At 38.4% G+C, this 18234-nt stretch carries 16 protein-coding genes and 1 other annotated feature; of the genes, 5 read left to right on the forward strand and 11 right to left on the reverse strand.

Going from position 1 to position 18234, the window contains the following annotated elements; translation table 11 throughout:
• Positions 1 to 43: 43 nt before the first annotated feature.
• Genes yhaM through NP781_RS18235 form a run of 3 tightly spaced genes read right to left on the reverse strand, consistent with a single transcriptional unit; the run spans position 44 to position 5083 of the window.
• Complete coding sequence (yhaM, locus tag NP781_RS18225; protein WP_004230771.1) at positions 44 to 979, reverse strand: 3'-5' exoribonuclease YhaM; 936 nt, start codon at positions 977 to 979, stop codon at positions 44 to 46.
• Positions 976 to 3864 carry an ATP-binding protein gene (locus tag NP781_RS18230; RefSeq protein ID WP_257520524.1) on the reverse strand — a complete coding sequence of 963 codons (2889 nt, stop codon included), beginning with the start codon at positions 3862 to 3864 and terminating at the stop codon, positions 976 to 978. The genes yhaM and NP781_RS18230 overlap by 4 nt, the downstream gene beginning before the upstream one ends.
• A gap of 4 nt (positions 3865 to 3868) precedes the next feature.
• Positions 3869 to 5083 carry a metallophosphoesterase family protein gene (locus NP781_RS18235; protein WP_221681146.1) on the reverse strand — a complete coding sequence of 405 codons (1215 nt, stop codon included), beginning with the start codon at positions 5081 to 5083 and terminating at the stop codon, positions 3869 to 3871.
• Between the two features lie 268 nt (positions 5084 to 5351).
• On the opposite strand from NP781_RS18235, the gene NP781_RS18240 reads away from it, so the two are divergent.
• A complete protein-coding gene (locus NP781_RS18240; protein WP_004230778.1) occupies positions 5352 to 5537 on the forward strand; it encodes a YhzD family protein in 186 nt (61 codons plus the stop codon).
• A 52-nt stretch (positions 5538 to 5589) separates the two neighbouring features.
• Here NP781_RS18240 and NP781_RS18245 read toward each other — a convergent pair whose 3' ends face one another.
• Positions 5590 to 6372, reverse strand: coding sequence for an enoyl-CoA hydratase (locus NP781_RS18245; RefSeq protein WP_004230780.1), 783 nt, complete (start codon positions 6370 to 6372; stop codon positions 5590 to 5592).
• A 137-nt stretch (positions 6373 to 6509) separates the two neighbouring features.
• On the opposite strand from NP781_RS18245, the gene NP781_RS18250 reads away from it, so the two are divergent.
• Positions 6510 to 7481 carry an oxygen-dependent tRNA uridine(34) hydroxylase TrhO gene (locus NP781_RS18250; protein ID WP_004230782.1) on the forward strand — a complete coding sequence of 324 codons (972 nt, stop codon included), beginning with the start codon at positions 6510 to 6512 and terminating at the stop codon, positions 7479 to 7481.
• Positions 7482 to 7487: 6 nt separating this feature from the next.
• Here NP781_RS18250 and NP781_RS18255 read toward each other — a convergent pair whose 3' ends face one another.
• Both NP781_RS18255 and NP781_RS18260 read right to left on the reverse strand, forming a co-directional pair.
• The gene (locus NP781_RS18255) at positions 7488 to 7610 is read right to left on the reverse strand and encodes a hypothetical protein (protein ID WP_255601252.1); all 123 of its coding nucleotides are present in this window, start codon (positions 7608 to 7610) and stop codon (positions 7488 to 7490) included.
• Between the two features lie 8 nt (positions 7611 to 7618).
• A complete protein-coding gene (locus tag NP781_RS18260) occupies positions 7619 to 9268 on the reverse strand; it encodes an FAD-binding dehydrogenase (RefSeq protein WP_257520525.1) in 1650 nt (549 codons plus the stop codon).
• 404 nt (positions 9269 to 9672) lie between these two features.
• Positions 9673 to 9914: a binding site (T-box leader), on the forward strand.
• 159 nt (positions 9915 to 10073) lie between these two features.
• Between NP781_RS18260 and serA the strand changes: the two genes are divergently transcribed.
• From serA to NP781_RS18275, 3 genes are all read left to right on the forward strand, one after another.
• Complete coding sequence (gene serA / locus NP781_RS18265) at positions 10074 to 11687, forward strand: phosphoglycerate dehydrogenase (protein WP_009373435.1); 1614 nt, start codon at positions 10074 to 10076, stop codon at positions 11685 to 11687.
• A 96-nt stretch (positions 11688 to 11783) separates the two neighbouring features.
• Positions 11784 to 12287: an RNA polymerase sigma factor gene (locus tag NP781_RS18270; protein WP_225340465.1), complete on the forward strand. Its 504-nt coding sequence runs from the start codon at positions 11784 to 11786 to the stop codon at positions 12285 to 12287.
• Positions 12277 to 13200 carry a hypothetical protein gene (locus tag NP781_RS18275; protein WP_257520526.1) on the forward strand — a complete coding sequence of 308 codons (924 nt, stop codon included), beginning with the start codon at positions 12277 to 12279 and terminating at the stop codon, positions 13198 to 13200. The genes NP781_RS18270 and NP781_RS18275 overlap by 11 nt, the downstream gene beginning before the upstream one ends.
• A gap of 45 nt (positions 13201 to 13245) precedes the next feature.
• Here the strand turns inward: NP781_RS18275 and NP781_RS18280 are convergent, their stop codons facing one another.
• The 5 genes from NP781_RS18280 to NP781_RS18300 all read right to left on the reverse strand — a co-directional run bounded on the left by NP781_RS18280 (position 13246) and on the right by NP781_RS18300 (position 18148).
• Positions 13246 to 14034, reverse strand: a complete 789-nt coding sequence (locus NP781_RS18280; RefSeq protein ID WP_221681142.1) for an HAD family hydrolase — start codon at positions 14032 to 14034, stop codon at positions 13246 to 13248.
• Positions 14035 to 14166: 132 nt separating this feature from the next.
• Positions 14167 to 14415, reverse strand: coding sequence for a DUF3006 domain-containing protein (locus NP781_RS18285; RefSeq protein WP_257520527.1), 249 nt, complete (start codon positions 14413 to 14415; stop codon positions 14167 to 14169).
• A complete protein-coding gene (locus NP781_RS18290) occupies positions 14402 to 15592 on the reverse strand; it encodes an MBL fold metallo-hydrolase (RefSeq protein WP_257520528.1) in 1191 nt (396 codons plus the stop codon). Before NP781_RS18290 ends, NP781_RS18285 begins: the two co-directional genes overlap by 14 nt.
• Before the next feature lie 69 nt (positions 15593 to 15661).
• On the reverse strand, positions 15662 to 17008 hold the full coding sequence (locus tag NP781_RS18295) for a GntP family permease (protein WP_221681139.1): 1347 nt from the start codon (positions 17006 to 17008) through the stop codon (positions 15662 to 15664).
• The gene (locus NP781_RS18300; protein ID WP_221681138.1) at positions 17009 to 18148 is read right to left on the reverse strand and encodes a glycerate kinase; all 1140 of its coding nucleotides are present in this window, start codon (positions 18146 to 18148) and stop codon (positions 17009 to 17011) included. It lies immediately after the preceding gene.
• Positions 18149 to 18234: the final 86 nt, after the last annotated feature.

Consider the following 18234-nt stretch of genomic DNA (forward strand, 5'->3'; position numbering starts at 1 on the left):
GCTATACAGCAATGTCAGTTTATGAGCTGATTGATACTGCTTTTTATATAGTAGGCTTATAGAATGAACGATTATCAAGAGGGAAGAGTCTCTCTGTAAATTCGCCAGGTGTCGTTTTACCTAATGCCCTTGTTAACATATTCATCTTTGCATCAATGTTATCGATATAATGCAAAATTTCTGCTTCCTGAATCATAGGTTTTTTCGGGCTACCCCACTCTTCTTTCCCATGGTGTGACAATACCATATGCTGCAACAGCATGACTTCCTCACCTTCAATTTCAAGCTCACTAGCAATCTTAGCAATTTCATTTACCATAATTGTAATATGGCCTAATAAATTACCCTCCACTGTATACATTGTGGCAACTGGGCCTGATAACTCTACAACCTTTCCTACATCGTGTAAGATAATTCCAGCATATAATAAGTCACGATTTAATGTTGGATATAGATCAGCAATGGCTTTACCTAGTTTGAGCATGGAGACCATATGATCTAATAAACCTGACGCATAGTCATGATGATTTTTAGTCGCGGCTGGAAAAACTAAAATAGCCTCTTGATGTTTTTTAATTGCTGCTCTTGTAATTCTTGAGATGTTAGGGTTTTTAATGTCAAAGAAAAATTGCGTTAATTCTTCGTATAGTTGTTCTTTTGGTGTTGCAGAGGAAGGCACTAAATCATGAATAGCAATTCCTTCCTCTGGCTTAGCAACACGGATAGATTTAATACGCAATTGATTCTTTCCTCTATAGTCATGAATCTCTCCGCCAACACGTACAATGGCTTCCGCATGGTACGTCTTTTCATGATCCTCATTCGTGTCCCATAGCTTTGCCTCTATATCCCCACTCTTATCTTGTAATATTAGCGACATAAATGGCTTTCCAACGGTTGTAACCCCTTTTGTCGCTTGTTTTATTAATAAAAATTGATCAACTACTTCTCCAACTTGGAGCGTCGTAATCCCTTTCATGTTGACGCCACTCCCCTTTCGTTTGCTAATGCTCCTATATCGACAATCTGCTCTTTCTGCCAATAATTGAGCATTGTGTCATGACAAGTAAAATATAAAATTTGACGCTCATATCCTACTTCTTTCATTAATTGTACCATTTTGTTTGTGCGGTTTCGATCAAAATGGACAAAAGGATCGTCCATAATCATTGGAAATGGAGCAGCGCTCACTAGGGTTTTTGCTAGAGCCATTCGCAATGCAATATAAGCTTGCTCTTTGGTAGCCTGTGACAACTCCACCATTTGATAACGTATTCCTGCAGCATCCTGTGCTACAAAATAACCATCCTCATGAATCGAAAGTTTGTCATAGTTCCCTCCTGTTAGTAAACGGAATATAGCATTTACCTCTTCAAGAACATGAGGTAATTTTTCTTCACGAAGACGGAATAAGGTTTCGTGAATAGCTGTTGCCACCGCTTTTTTAGTTGCCCACTGCTCAATTAACTGCTGCAATTCTGTTTTCTCCTGCTCAAACTGTTGAAGTAATTGACCATACTTTTCATCATTTAATAGCTGCTCTTTTTCCATTAGCAAAGCAGCACGTTGTTCCAGACATTGATCAATTTCTAGTTGCAATGATTGCTGCTCTTGTTCTAAAGCAAATATGCGCTCGTTAACAGCGTCCTCAATCAGATTTTCCTTCTGTTGAAGAGCGAGTGAAGATAATTGAGCCTGAACGGTTTGCAATTCTGCCTCAATTTTTTTTCTCTGTTCAAATTGCTCATGCATTTCATAATAGGCCTGTTCATTTTGGATCTTTGCTTCTTTGAATAGCTCGGACATTTCAGCAGTATAACGATCCATTCTTGATTGTCCACCTTCTATTTTTATTTGGACGCTGGCTAGCTGATCTTTTGCATGCTGAGCTTGCTGCTGTTGCTGTTGTGCTTCAAGGTAGGCTGTTCGTAAATGCATATAAATTTCATGTTCATCATAGGCTCCATCTAAAACCCGCTGAAGCTGCTCATAAATGCTGTTTTTTTCTACCTGCGTTTCTTGCAACAGACTTGAGGTACTGTTTCTTTTAGCTGCTAATTCTTGTACACCACGAATACGCATAAATAATTCGGGCATTAGCGATCTGGCTATCGTTCCTTGTAAGCGATAACGCTTTAAAAAATGTTGGAGTGTTTGAGTGGCTTCTTCACTCTCCACCTCCGTTAGTTGAATTTTATATTCAAGAGAAGTATATTTCTGCTCCTTTTCTTTCTGCTGTTCATTGATGTGTAACAAGCGATCTTCATATCTTTGCTTTTTAATAAGAACTGCTTGTACTGTTAATTCCTCTTGCTCTAACTCCCGTAGGAGGATGCTGTGCTCTTTATTAGTAGGTTCATCTGCTTGCTTAACATATCGAATAAACAAAAAGGATAGCAATGATAAAACCGCTCCAATTAGGATTACAATTATGTTTTTTTCAAATACACCATAAGCAAACGACATGAAGCCAATCAGTAGTACAAGCCAGATAAAGTCATGAGGCTTCTTCTGCTTACTTCGTTGCGATTTGGCAACACGTAATTGCTCAAGCCTCCGCTTTTGTTGAGGCCATTGTGCTAAAATATGTTCTTCCTCACTTGTTAATGACTCATGCATTAGCTGTTGCTTCTGTTTGGCTATGGCATCTAATTCTAGGTGTACTTGCTCGAGTGAACGTAGATGAAATTTTAGCTCTTCCTCCGCCTCCTCTAATTTACTTAATTGAAGCTGAAATTGTTGCTCCTGTTGGAGTGATACTGTTTCGTTCAAAAGATTTTCTTGTGCTTCTTTCTCTGTTACACCTAGTAAACGAAACTGTGCTTCAATTTCTTGTTCGAGCAAAAATAGATCATCCTGTAAATTTTGCTCTTTCACCATTAGCTGATGCCACGTTGCCTCTTTTTGCATAAGGTAAGCCATTTCATTGACCTTTTGCTCATCAACTGTTGCAAGTATTTTCTCCTGTAATGTTTGATGCTGCTCCTTTAATTGCATCAATTGTTGACTTTCATGTAACAGACGATCCTTTGCTTGCTCATACCGTCTGATACCCTCTGATGGAAACTGAACATGTTGAAAATTGGTCATTGTCTGTTGCAACGTCTGTTGCTGCTTGAGAAGAGGGAGTGCTTGCTTTTGAATAGTTAATTGCTGCCATTGTTGCTGTTGCCGTTTCTGCTTACCAAATAGCTGTTCTAGCTTTTGCTCAAGTAATTGTAATTGCTGTAATTTATCCTCAAAGGTTTGAATCTTCCCCTGCTCCAGTTTAATTGTCCGCTCAAGCTGCTTTAGTTGTTCAATCTTTTGATTAATCAATGGCACTTTACCTGTTTTTTTAAACAGCTCACTAGCCTCTTTATCCATTTTCTTTTCAAGGGTGGATAAATACTGAATACCTGTTGTACCTGAGGCAAGTAGCAAATGGGTTAGCTCCTCTTCAGACATTTTTTCAATACCTTGTAGTTCATGCAGTGAAAAAGAAAAAATGGCTTCAAAGGATGCCCTAGAATAACCATATAAAAGCTTTACTAACAACTCCTCATGCCCCGTTGTTCCATCCTCTAGGTAGACAGTAACATCACCAGCAGCCTTTCCTTTTACACGTTCAACTGTACATTGACCATAAATAGGGTGTAAAAGTGTCAGCTGACCTCCATATTTCGTTGAAATTTTCGGCTCATATTTGCGCTGTATCTGCTGCCTTGTTGGGAAACCAAAAAGCATTTGTAGTATAAACTGCTGTATCGTCGTTTTTCCTGCTTCATTTAATCCATAAAAAATAGTGACACCATCATTTAACGAAATGGAGATATTTTCATGCTTACCAAAGCCATATATTTGGATTTTTTGTATTGTCAGCATGTAATCACGCCCTTTGAATTTCTTCTGCTAATAAAGTCTGTGCACGATGGGTTAAGTTCTCAATATCCTTTTCACTAAGTGGCTCTATTAGCCTCGCACCACCAGCATATTGGTACAAATCTTTTAGAATATCCTTCCATTCATTACTGTCCCATTGCTCCATTAAGCTCACAACGGATTGAGTTGTTGCTGTATGCTCATAAAATCTCGCTGCCTTTTGCAACACCATTTTTTGTACCCAACACATTGGTTCCATACCTTCCTCAGCCTCTCGAATAGTCTCTAACCATGCATCTACTGTTGCATGCTCAAATAAAGCTTCCGTTTGTTCGTCAATATGTTGCAAATGAAGCTCTACTACCGCCGCGCCATACTTCTTCCTATTGGCTGTAATCGCTTCTGCACATCTCTTCAATAATTCATTGGCGTGTACCACATTCGTACAATCCACCTCTATGGTGCTATAAACGACAGCAGAGGTAGAGATAAAATCAAGCTTAGTCGATGTTTTGGATAACGTCACATCATAAAAGCCTTTCATTCCTTGTTCTTTACGATGTCGACTTTGAATATTGCCTGGATAAACAATTGGAGGGTTTTGATGTAAAAGCTGTCGTTTATGAATATGGCCAAGCGCCCAATAATGATAGTTCTTTTCAAGTAACTGTTGCTTTGTAAAAGGGGCATACACATCATGTGTCGTATTGCCTGCCTCACTGCCATGAAGCATACCAATATGAATGGCATGCTGATCATGTGCAGTTGGATAGCTTTCAATAACGGATTCCTTTAAATGACGTTCAGGATAACTAAAACCATATATATTCACTTGTTGACCCCGTATTTTTAATTGAACTACACTCGTTTCAGCTGGTAATTCATAGACATTACTTGGTAAAGCAAAACGTGTCCATGTGCCATTTAAATGATCATGGTTTCCGTAGCTTACAATGACAGGGATATTGTGTTGAAAAAGCTTCTCCATTGCATCTTGAAATCTTCGTTGTGCTTGCAAGCTACGATTTTCACCATCATAAATATCTCCAACAATTAGTAAAAAATCAGGTTTTTCCTGAATCGCTTTAAGGATAATTTTATCAAACGCTTCAAAAGTGCTTGACCGTATTTTCTTTAAAATGGGTTCGGGTAGACCAAATAAGCCCTTAAATGGACTATCTAAATGTAAATCTGCCATATGGAAAAAACGAATTGCTGACATCCAATCACCTCAAATAGTAGATAATTCTCTCTTTAGTGCAAACCAAAGTAATAAAAAGTAATAATATGTTGATTAATCAAAACCGAATATTTGTTCTATTTTATCATAATTCATGTTTGATGAAAAATGCTATTACGGAAAAAAACAACATTGCCTTACTTTTTCCACAATTTTCGTAATTTATCAAAAAATTCACTAGTTTTACCGTGAAGTTTATAAATCTTCTATGTATAATAGAAATATATTCAAGTAAAAGGGTGGGGTCTGTATGGAGAATTATCGTTTTACAGCTTTTGAAAAAACAGGAGAAACATTGTTTGATGAAACTTGGACTTTTGAAAATGATGAGGCTGCTAAACTAAATGGACAACAACAAGTTGAGGAAAAAGGTGTTGCCGATAAAACTCATCGTCTTGTAAACGCTTCTGGTAAATTAATTTTATTCCATGTTTAGTGGCTAATAAAAGGCACGTAGTCAATGGTTTGCTACGCGCCTTTTATTATTTTTATTTGCCTACAAAGACAGGCGTTCTTTTCTCTACAAATGCATGAATGCCCTCGACATGATCTGTTGTTTTACGCATTGCAGACTGGCCCTCAGCCTCTAATGCTAAGATATTTTCTAGCTGTGGCATATTTTGTGCATGTAGAATTTTTTTCGTTGTAATCATGGAAGAAATCGGGGATGCAAGCATTTTCCCCACCAGCTGATCTGCCATTGCAAATACAGTGCCCTCTGGTGCAATATAATCAATTAACCCTGCATCTAATGCTTCTTTTGCTGTTAATACCTTACCCTCCCATATCATTTGTTTCGCTCTAACAGTACCTACACGCTCCTTCATGAAGAAATGACCGCCACCATCTGGAATCAGTCCAATTCCAATAAAATTCATAGCAAGTTTACTATTTTCACAGGCTACAATAATATCTGCCCCTAGGGTTAGACTAAATCCTAAACCTGCTGATGCACCATGAACCGCTGCAATCACAATCATTGGTAGCTGATAATATGCCTTCACGATACGTGTCAGATAAACCATTGCCTCATCAATATTCAGTGGTTTGCTTTCATCTAGCATTGCTTTTATATCACCACCCGCAGAAAAGACCTTTCCTTCTCCGCGAATAACAAGCACCTGAATATCTTTTTCCTGTTGTAGAGCTTCAAAGCATTCTGCTAGTTCACGCATCATGACATCATCCATAGCATTCATCGCCTGCGGACGATTCAACGTTAACGTTGCGCGACGTTCTAATTTTTCTAAAGTAATTGTTGAAAATTCCATCTCTATAACCCCCAAATATGAATAGTCATTCACTATATAATTCGTGTTTTTTTAGAAAACTCCTTCTCTCTAAGCAAAAATGCTCCTTGTTATGCTATATTAAAGGACGAATATTGAGATAAAGGTGGTAACGTATTTTGACACAAAAAGACTATCGTGTATTACTTTATTATAAATATATTACGATTGAAGATCCTGAAGCGTTCGCAGAAGAACATTTAGCATTGTGTAAAGAGATAGGGCTTCTTGGTCGTATTTTAGTAGGTTACGAAGGTATTAATGGAACTGTATCAGGTACCATTGAGCAAACAGATGCTTACATGAACCATATGAAGGCAGATGCTCGTTTTAGTGATATTATGTGGAAAATTGATGAGGTTGAAGGGCATACCTTTAGAAAAATGCATGTACGTCCTCGTAGAGAAATTGTTCACCTAGGTTTAGAACAGGATATCAATCCGTTAGAAATCACAGGTGATTATTTAACACCTAAAGAATTTATGGAACAGATGCAAGATGACAACACAGTAATCATCGATGCCCGTAATGACTATGAATATGATCTGGGTCATTTCCGAGGTGCTGTTCGACCAGATATCGAAAACTTCCGTGACCTACCTGCTTGGATGGAGGCACATAAAGAAGAGTTTGCCGATAAAAAAATCTTAACTTATTGTACAGGTGGTATCCGCTGCGAAAAATTCTCTGGTTGGCTAAAACGCGAGGGCTATGGTCAGAGCGTAGGTCAATTACACGGCGGTATTGCTACATATGCGAAAGATCCTGAAGTAAAAGGTCAATTATGGGATGGTCAAATGTTTGTTTTTGACCGCCGTCGAAGTGTACCGATTAATCAGGTGGAACATGTCATTGTTGGGAAGGATTATTTCACTGGGGAGCCTTCTGAACGATACACAAACTGTGCAAACCCAGCGTGTCATAAGCTAATGCTTTGTGAAGAAAAACATGAGGCATTTTACATGCGAAGCTGTTCAGATGATTGTCGCCGCGCAGAACGCAACTTTTTCGTGGAGGAAAACGGTTGGACAAAGGAACAAGTTGAAGAACAAATTGCTAAGATTGCAGAGGTTCAAAAATCAAATTGTTAATCCCTTTCATAATTTAATCAAGGTAAGCATCACTGTGAGATTTCCGCTCAAAACTTCAGCATAGTGATCTACTTCAGCATTATCAATCCATTTAAAAAGAGCATCGTTCATCAAGACGATGCTCTTCATTATGCACTTTATCCTTGTCCTAAATAACGTCCTACCTGACGTCCACTAAATAAACAGCCACCAACAAATGTCCCTTCTAAAGCACGGTAGCCATGGACACCACCGCCACCGAAACCACTTACTTCACCAGCTGCATATAACCCAGGAATTGGCTGACCGTCCATGCCCAAAACAGCGCCATTTAAATTTGTTTGCAAGCCACCTAAAGTTTTCCTTGTTAGAATGTTTAAGCGAACAGCAATTAAAGGCCAATTTTTGGTATCTAAAATTTTATGTGGCTTGGCAACACGCACCCATTTATCGCCAATATAATTTCTTGCTCCATGAATAGCGTTTACTTGCAAATCCTTCGTAAACTTATTGTCCATTTCCCGATCTCTGGCCAAGATTTGCTCTTTAATCTTCATGAAATCAAGTAGCTCATTCCCAGCAAGTTTATTCATTCCATCTACAAGTTCCTTTAGATCATGTGCAATCACAAAATCCTCTCCGTAATTTTTAAAAGCTTGGATAGGAGCAGGTGGGCCAGGTAAAATGCGTTTTAAAACGTCACCAATGCTTTTGTTTGTTAAATCTGGGTTTTGCTCTGAGCCAGATAAAGCAAATTCTTTCTCAATAATTTTCTCCGTTAAAATAAACCAGGAATAGTCATAACCTGTTTTTTGAATCGCCTCTAACGTACTGAGTGTATCAAACCCTGGAAAGTTGGGTGCATGAAAACGATTCCCCTCTGCGTCAAACCACAGGGAGGAGGGACCAGGCAATATCCGAATTCCATGGTTGGGCCATATCGGATCCCAATTTCTTAAACCCTCTGTGTAATGCCACATGCGATCACGGTTTACAATGCGTCCCCCAGCATGTTCCGTGATCTCTAGCATTCTTCCGTCAACGTAAGCTGGTACACCACATACCATATTTTTTGGAGGTGTCCCTAATCGAGTAGGCCAATTTTTTCTCACTAAATCAAAATTTGCCCCAATACCACCACTTGCTACAATCACAGCTTTCGCTTCGTAGGAAAATTCACCGATTCCTAATCTCGAACTTTTTTCACCTCGATTAATAAAGGTTTCAGCTAGCACCGTTCCGCTAATTCCTGTAATCTCACCTTCTTGCTGCACAAATTCATCCACACGATGTCTTGGCTTGAAGTCTATGAAGCCTTCTTTCATAGCCTGTTTTACTTTATCTACAAATGGCTTTACAATGCCAGGGCCTGTTCCCCAGACAATGTGAAATCTAGGTACTGAATTGCCATGCCCTCCTGCCAACGAGCCTCCCCGCTCTGCCCATCCAACAACTGGGAAAAACTTTATACCTTTTGACTTTAACCAGTCGTATTTTTCACCTGCAGCAAAATCGACATATGCTCTTGCCCATTTATATGCCCAAGAATCCTCGTCTTCTAAACGATCAAAGCCTGCAGTTCCTTGCCAATCCTGCCATGCAAGCTCCTTACTATCTTTAATTCCAAGCCTTCGTTGCTCTGGAGAATTTACTAAAAATATTCCACCAAAAGACCAATATGCCTGTCCTCCGATTGAATTTTCAGGCTCTTGATCTACTAAAAGAACTTTTTTCTTTGCATCGATTAATTCACAAGCTGCGACTAATCCTGCAAGACCAGCACCGACTATTGCAACATCGTACTTCATTCTTACACCCCCAAATCAATCATCCTTAACTAACATTCTTCTCTCACGGTCTGTTTACCTTCTACTTTTTATATTTTTGTCTAAATTGTGACAAACAAAAACGTTCGCTTTCTTAGAACAAATCCATGGATAATTAGCATAAAGCATCTATTTTATTCCATTTAATTCCCATATAATTTTCCATGCTAAACCTACACAGAAACTTGATACTGTCGGACTTTGCAAATATCGTTAGCGCTTTCATTGTACTTTCCAAAAAGACGAACAATAAATAAAAATAATATAAATAATGTTCGTTTTTAGTTATTTTTCAGACTTTTGAAGTCAGTATTTTTAAAGTTTTTAAGAAATATCGTTGACAAAGGTGAACAATAGGGATTATGATGTTAACAAATTTAATCACAAAAAATATAACGACGGAGACACACTAGTCGCAAGAAAATCCAAAGAGAGCTGATGGTTGGTGCAAATCAGTGATTTCTACGATAATAGTTCCACTCCTGAATAGATAGGCTGAACAACTTAAAAGTAAGCTTATCCGTCTCATGCACGTTACGCATATAGCTAAGACTGCCAGAATAAATTTTCCAGCAGTGATTAAGGGTGGTACCGCGAACCAAAGTTTATACAGCCTTTCGCCCCTTACAACACACTAATTGTGTTTGTAAGGCGTGGAAGGCTTTTTATATTGTTTTCGATTTAGAAAGGAGATTGTTTGTATGCTGTAAGATGTTCGAATTTTACAAATTTCAGACTGTCGTAGATAAAGCCATAACCAATTATGATAAAAAAGGAGCTAATTATAATGACTACTGCAACAAAAACAAGAACTATTAACGTATTTATCGCTGATCCACTAAGTGAGGATGGTATTTTCCCATTACGTCAGGAACAAGATTTAGATTTAAACATTATTGTAGACACAGGACTAGCACCAGAAGAATTAATCGCTAAAATTGCAGATGTAGATGTATTACTTGTTCGTTCTCAAACAACGGTAACACGTGAAGTAATTGAAGCAGCTAAAAGCTTAAAATTAATTGGTCGTGCGGGTGTTGGTGTCGATAATATTGACCTTGCTGCTGCTACAGAACATGGCATTATCGTGGTAAACGCACCAGATGGTAATACAAACTCAGCTGCTGAACATACAATTGCGATGATGACTTCACTTGCCCGTCATATTCCACAAGCTTTTAATACATTAAAAAATGGCAAATGGGATCGCAAATCTTATGTTGGCGTGGAGCTAAAAAATAAAACTTTAGGTGTTGTAGGTTTTGGTCGAATCGGTGTTGAAGTAGCTTATCGTGCAAAAGGTCAACGTATGAATGTTATGGCATACGACCCATTCCTAACAGATGAACGTGCTAAAGAATTAGGTGTAACAAAAGCAACAGTTGAAGAAATTTGTGTAGCTGCTGATTTCATTACAGTTCATACACCACTTCTACCTGAAACTCGCAACCTTATTAATAAAGATAAATTTGCGATGATGAAAGATGGCGTACGTATTATTAACTGTGCACGTGGCGGTATCATCAATGAAGACGATTTATACGATGCAATCGTAGCAGGAAAAGTGGCTGGGGCTGCTCTTGACGTATTTGTTTCTGAACCAGCAACAGATCATAAGCTACTGACTTTACCACAAGTTATCGCAACGCCTCACTTAGGAGCTTCTACAATCGAGGCACAAGAATCTGTAGCGGTTGACGTATCAAATGACATCATTAAATTTTACAAAACAGGTACTGTAACAAATCCAGTAAACATGCCATCAATACCTAAAGAGCTTCTTGCACAAGTTGAGCCTTTCTTTGAATTAGCTGAAAAACTTGGTTCATTCCTATCACAAGTGACAACTGAGCCAGTCAAAGAAATCAACCTATCTTATGCAGGTGAAGTAGCAAACTATGATGTTCGTCCATTAACTTCAAATGCGTTAAAAGGTTTACTGTCTAAAAATCACGGTAATCATGTCAATGATGTGAATGCTCGTTACTTATCTGAACGTATTGGTATGAAAATTAATGAGCACAAAACAACAACAGCAAAAGGCTTTACAAGCTTAATTACTATTGAAATTACTACTGCTAACGAAACACATACTGTAGCGGGTACACTATTAAACGGTTTAGGTGCACGCATTGTAAAAGTAGAGGACTATGTTGTAGACGTCATTCCACAAGGCCACCTTCTTTACATTAAAAATACTGACAAACCAGGTGCAATTGGTCGTGTAGCAACAAAGCTTGCAGAAAAAGAAATTAATATCGCAACAATGCAGGTAGGTCGTGCACAGGTTGGTGGTACAGCGGTTATGATGTTAACGGTTGATAATGTTGTAACAGAAGAAGATTTAGTTTTTGTGGCACAGCTTGAAAACATTGATGAGGTAAAAGCCATTAACCTATAATTAATAACAGCAAGAAGCAGGGGGTCTCTACTCTCTGCTTTTTATTTTGGGAAAATGATACTTTTCTGTGGGTTCTTCGTCTTTAAAGAAAAGGAGGTGCACAGCTTGAACATAGAAGAAATATTTTACTTACATAATCACACCATTTTTAAATACTTATATTACTTACTAAATGACGAAAAATTAGCGGAGGATTATACACAGGAAACCTTTGTCCGTTATTTGAAACATCATCAAACAATAAAAGAAGGGGCTGATCTTGCTTGGTTACGGTGCACTGCGCGTAACCTTGCCTATGATCATTATCGTCGAAAAAGGATCATTCAGTTTGTTCCTTTTTTACAACAACATGAAGAACAAGTATCACCTTCTCCTCATCAATGGCTGATGCAACGAGAAGATGCCAAAATACTGTATCTTGCAATTAGAAAACTAAAAATTACCTATCGTGATGTGATTATTCTGCGCAAAATAGAGGGACTATCCATCGAGGAAACCTCCAATATTCTTGGCTGGAATGAGGGGAAAGTAAAAAACACATTAAAACGAGCACTCGTCGCATTAAAAAAACAGCTAGGAGGTGAGATGGATGAAGAATGATAAGAAGACATGGCAACACTTAGATGATTTAACGTTATCTGATCAGCAGGAAAAAGTAATATTACGCAATATGACAGAGCCTTCAGTAATTAATAAACAACTATCAAAAAATAAATGGAAAATCCCTTCTGTAACATTGCTTTTTATAGTAGTTCTTTCTTTTTTAGTTTTATCTTTTGTTCAACGTCCTAGTGATTCTCCTACGACAATGGATTCCTCCAAAGCCATCCAACGAGTCTACTTAAAGGAGAATCTGAACAAGGAAACCTTTATAGCAAAAGATTCTTGCCTTTATGTTCCTCAGCAATGCTATGCTCATTCAAAGGCTATTACACAGCTACAACAAAATTGGGACAACGCTTCTCCTATAACAATATCCGCTAGTCAATGGAAAAGTGGTACTAGCTATGATATTTTGATTCTCTACAATGACCATACACAAGAGAAATGGAAGGTACTCAATAACAAGATTTTCTTCAATGTTGAAACCCAGCAAGCCTTTCTGATTGAAGAATCAATTGACTCTTTACGCTATTTTTATGATGAGAAGCGGTCGACGAAACTGATTTTAGGGAACATTTTCATCCTACTTATGCATTTCATCCTATGGATTGCTAAAAAAAGAATGCCTTATACAGAACGTCGCTTTTTCGCTGCGACAGTTGAGCATGCCATTGCCAATGCCATCATGCTCGTATTGTTTGGAGGTATTTCATTTGGTATCTATCTTGTACAGCATACTATTCATGCAACAATTATTTATGGCCTTTTTTCACTATACTCCTTTATGCAAATCTATTATCGTAAAAAGGCTGGCGAACCTCAGGGTTACTTAATTGCTAGCGCTCTTGTTCAGCTTTGTATAGCGGTAGCTTTTACATGTTTATACCTTGGACTGAATATCTATTTTTAATAAAAAAATGTACTGTCTCCATGAAGGATCAGTACATTTTTTATACTATAGCTTATTTACAAGCTCCAACAACGCTGTCAAAGAGTCCACCTCATAGGTAGGTGTCACAGCCCCGTTGGCGATATTGCTTTCACGATTAATCCATACATTGCGCATTCCCACACGAGATGAACCCAAAATATCAGTATTAAGATTGTCGCCAACCATAATTGCCTCGTCCGCTGTAATACCTGCTTTTTCCATCACATACTCAAAAATAGATGCGTCCGGCTTACCTTTACCAAAGTCACCTGAAATAATAATATGATCAAAATATGGGGCAATTTCTGGTGTGATTTCTAGCTTTAAATTTTGCAAACTTGGTGCGCCATTTGTAAGCAATACAAGCTGATATTTTCCTTTTAATTCGTCTAACACTGCAAAAGTATCTTCGTATAAAAATGGCGCTACTTTACGCTCGGCTACAAAGCGCTCTCCCAGTTCCTCTCCAAACGCTGTATCTTCAATACCTAGAGCAGCTAACCCTTTTGTCCAAGCCGCTGCACGATAGCTAGGCACAATTTCTTTCATTTTTTGGAAGGAATCCGTCGAGTCGTCAAACGTTCCCCATAGACCTTCAAATGGATTGATACCAATTAATACCGTATAATCATATGTTTCATAACTCTCATATAAAGCACGTGCCTCTCGGCGAACAGCTTCCTCTAGCTCAGCAGGATTCACATTATGTACTGTTGCTGCATAGTCACATGTTTTTTCAAATGCAGTTTTGACTGATTTTTTATCCCATAGTAGTGTATCATCTAAATCAAAAATAATTGTATTTATCGACATTTTTGTCCGCTCCTAGCTCCTGATTAATACTACTATTTTAGCATATTTTCAAAATATTTAGGATAACTAATTACGTACAATTCCTCTATCTAAAAACAAGCTGTGTGTCACTTTATCACAGCTTGTCATCTATTAATTATTTTTATTTCGTAAACGATTCATTAAACTATATAGGTCTGCTCTTTTTTGTAGTGTTTCTTCTTGTAAAATTTCTATATGGTAAATACCATCTTTTTCTTCTATCTGAACACGATCACCTACTTGCACAGGCTTGTTCATGGCTGACTGTGAAATAATGAGTTGTTCCTCTTCTGCTGGAAACTTTAAAAAAACCGCATAGCCATCTTCAATACGATCCAATGTGTATTTACTCAAGCTCACTTACAAGTTCCCCTTTCTCATTGCGTAATTGCGCAGCATCTCCATCATTTAACCAAATTTGTTTAGTTGTCCATTTCAAATAATTTTGCCCTTCCCGCGCATTGGTTCCACTAGTAATATAAATCGTTTTCCCTGGCTGTAAAGAAAGATTAGGGAAATTATAAACTTGATGCCCTTCAATTGAAATAAGCTGCCAATCTTTTAAAGATACTGCGTGTTGTCCACTATTTTTAATTCCTACAGTTTCAGTAACTAGATCCTTGCTAACGATTTCAATAGCTGTTGTCGGTTCTTCACCTTTAGATCGTATATTACCAGTTCCTACACTAGAAGTTTCCTTACTGTTCACCGTATAGTTTACCCCATCTGTTGACACCGTAATCGTTCCTAAATCCGCGGTGGCATAGATTTTACTACCAATAGCCTGCAAACGATCCATTACTTCTGCATGTGGATGTCCATACTTATTATCCTCTCCATAACTTAATATCGCGACCTCTGGTTTTACAGCCTGAACGAACTCATCTGAGCTACTTGTGTTAGAGCCATGATGTCCTGCTTTTAACACTGTTGCTTTCACATCATACTGCAACATTTCCTTTTCTAATGCCACTCCGGCATCTCCTGTCAATAAAAAAGAGACATTCCCATAAGTCATTTTTAAGACAATGGAGGCATCGTTATTATCTGTAGCCTGATCATTGGCATTTAAAACTTTCACATTTACATCCTTATCAAATTCGATATCATCACCGATTTTCGGCACATGATAAGGAATATTTTTTTCATCGATTTGTGTCAGCATCTCCTCAAAGGTTTGCGATGTATGTACTTTTCCCGAATCATAAAATTGCTCAGTCGTCATGTTATCTAATACAGGAATAAGTCCTCCAATATGATCAGCATCTGGGTGTGTTGCTACTACAATATCAAGCTTATTTATCCCAAGTTCTTTTAAATAAGAGACAATCTGTTGCCCTGCGCCCTTCACTCCCCCATCTATAAGCATCGTTTTACCACTTGGTGATTCAATCAGTATAGAATCACCCTGCCCTACATCAATAAAATGAACATGCATTTCATGACCAGCTGTTACAGGAATTTTCTCTGTCTTGACTGCCTCGGTACAGCCAGCTAATAAAAAAATACAAAGGAGTAATACCATTATTTTTTTCATCTACTAACTTCCTTTCTATTTTCCTATTATACAAAAAGAGAGCTAGCCATGGGCTGCTCTCCTTTTACTTTAAACAAATATCCACCATAAAATCATCGTAATAATAATGGTCACAAGCCCTTGGAGTAATGTGGCCACCGTTTGGGCTTTATAGGCTTGTGTTACTTCCATACCACTATACTGCGTAATCACCCAAAAGAAGCTATCATTCACATGGCTAACTGTCATTGCTCCTGCACCTATTGCCATCACCACTAATGCTAATGGTACCGCTCCATCAATTCCCAACGTCACAAGCATTGGGGCTACTAAAGTTGAGGTAATCACAAGAGCTGTTGTGGAAGAACCTTGAGCTGTTTTCAACGCGGCTGCTACTATAAACGGCACAAGAAGGAATAATGTACCTGAGGCAAACATACCTAAATCCATCTCCTGAAGCATTTCTCCAACACCAGCATTTTTTATAACAGTTCCGAACGAACCACCTGCCCCTGTTATAAGTAAAATTGGTGCTGCTTCTTTTAGACTTTCGCCAATCCAACCTGTTAATGTCGTTTCATTGATTTCAGGTAATAATAAAAAGGCTGCTGCTACACCTAAAAATAGTGCCACTGTTGGAGAACCTAAGAATTTAAAGATGGTATTGACAGTCGATTCCGTATCACCAACTAATGCTGCTATAGAACCCAAACCAATTAACACAATCGGCAGAACGATTGGTAAAAATGCTTTAAATGTTGAGGGCATTTTACCAAAGGATTTAATGACTTCCTCATAATCTAATGCCTCTACTTGATCTTCAGGAACGCGAATTTTTGTCGCCACTTTTACTGACCATAGATAGCCTACGAATGTCGCTGGTATTGCAACTAGTAAACCAATGACAATGACTGTTCCTATATAATCTGCTGCGCCAATATTTCCTGCCGCTGCAATAGGCCCTGGAGTTGGTGGTACTAATACATGCGTCGCAAATAACCCAGTTGCTAAAGCTACTGCCATAGATGCAATCGTGACATTCGCTCGCTTTGCCAATGATTTTTGCAAGCTAGATAAAATAATAAAGCCTGAATCACAGAATACTGGTATGGATACGATATAGCCAATTAAAGACATCGCTAATTGCGGACGTTTAGGTCCTACAATTCTTAACACTACTTCTGCCATTCGATAAGCAGCACCTGATTTTTCTAATATTAAGCCTATAATAGTACCAGCAATAATAACTAAACCAATACTTGTCATTAAGCCTCCAAATCCAGTATTAATGCTTTCCACTACTGTCAATAATGGCATACCTGAAGCAATTCCAACGAAGAAAGCGCTGATTAGTAAAGCTAAAAACGGATGAAGCTTTAACTTAGCCGTCCCTAAGACAACAAATAATACCCCTATTAATATAATAATGAACAACATCTAGTCATCCCCCTTTTGTAAGTAACGCTCTATTATTCTTCTTGTTTTTAACCGAATAAAGTGAGCAGGTTCTTGCATTGCCTGCTGCACACCAATCTCCTCATCTACCAATGACTCAACAACTGTAAAATACGCTTGTAATGCTGCATTTGCCTTTGTATCAATTCCTCCAGACAGCAGCATCGCCTCTACATTCGCTTGCTTTGCAGCCCTTGCTACACCTAATGGTGCCTTACCATGTAATGTTTGGAGATCCGATTTTCCTTCACCCGTTATCACTAACTGCGCTTCTGCTAAATGAGCCTGAAGCTGTACAGCGTCCAGCACAAGATCAATTCCTGCATGGAAGGTTCCTTTTAAAAAAGCGATTAATGCGCCCCCCATTCCCCCAGCGGCTCCCGCACCTTTATAATCATGTAATCGTATAGTAAATTGAGCTTCAACAATATCTGCAAAATGCTTTAAACAACGATCAAATTCAGCGACCTGGTGTTTTTGAACACCCTTTTGTGGACCAAAGATGGCAGTGGCTCCTCGTTCACCAATAAGCGGATTATCCACATCACAGGCAATCGTAAATGTTGCTTCTGCTAATCTAGTATCTAGTAGACTCATATCTATGACATCTAATTCCATAAGGTTAGAAACACCAGCCTCAAGTTCCAACCCTTCCGCTGTTAATAATCGCACACCTAATGCTTGTAACATACCAGTACCCGCATCATTTGTAGCACTTCCACCAATGCCAATAATAAATTTTCTAAAACCTTGATCAAGTGCGGCTTTAATTAATTGTCCTGTGCCATAAGATGTAGCTAGTTCAGGATTTTTCTCATTTTCTTGTAACAGCATAATACCAGATGCTTGAGCCATCTCTATTACACAGGTTACTTGATCGCCCAGTACACCATATTGAGCCTGGATAGCTCTTCCCAATGGATCAAGCACAGTTGCTGAGCAATATCGACCATCTGTAGAGGTAATAAGTGATTGCAGTGTACCTTCACCACCATCTGCCACTGGTAGTATAATTGTTTCAATTGAATGATCCACATCTAAGATTCCTTTTTGCATTGCCTTTGCTACTTCGACTGCTGACAGAGTACCCTTGTAGGAATCTGGACTAATTATAACTTTCATGTTATACCTCCACTTATGTCCTCCATTGACATTTACGTAAATTTTCATATCCCTAAGTTAAGCGCTTACAATTATTATAATGACAA

Origin of the sequence: Lysinibacillus sp. FN11, assembly GCF_024628845.1 — a bacterium.
Taxonomy (GTDB): Bacteria; Bacillota; Bacilli; order Bacillales_A; family Planococcaceae; genus Lysinibacillus; species Lysinibacillus capsici.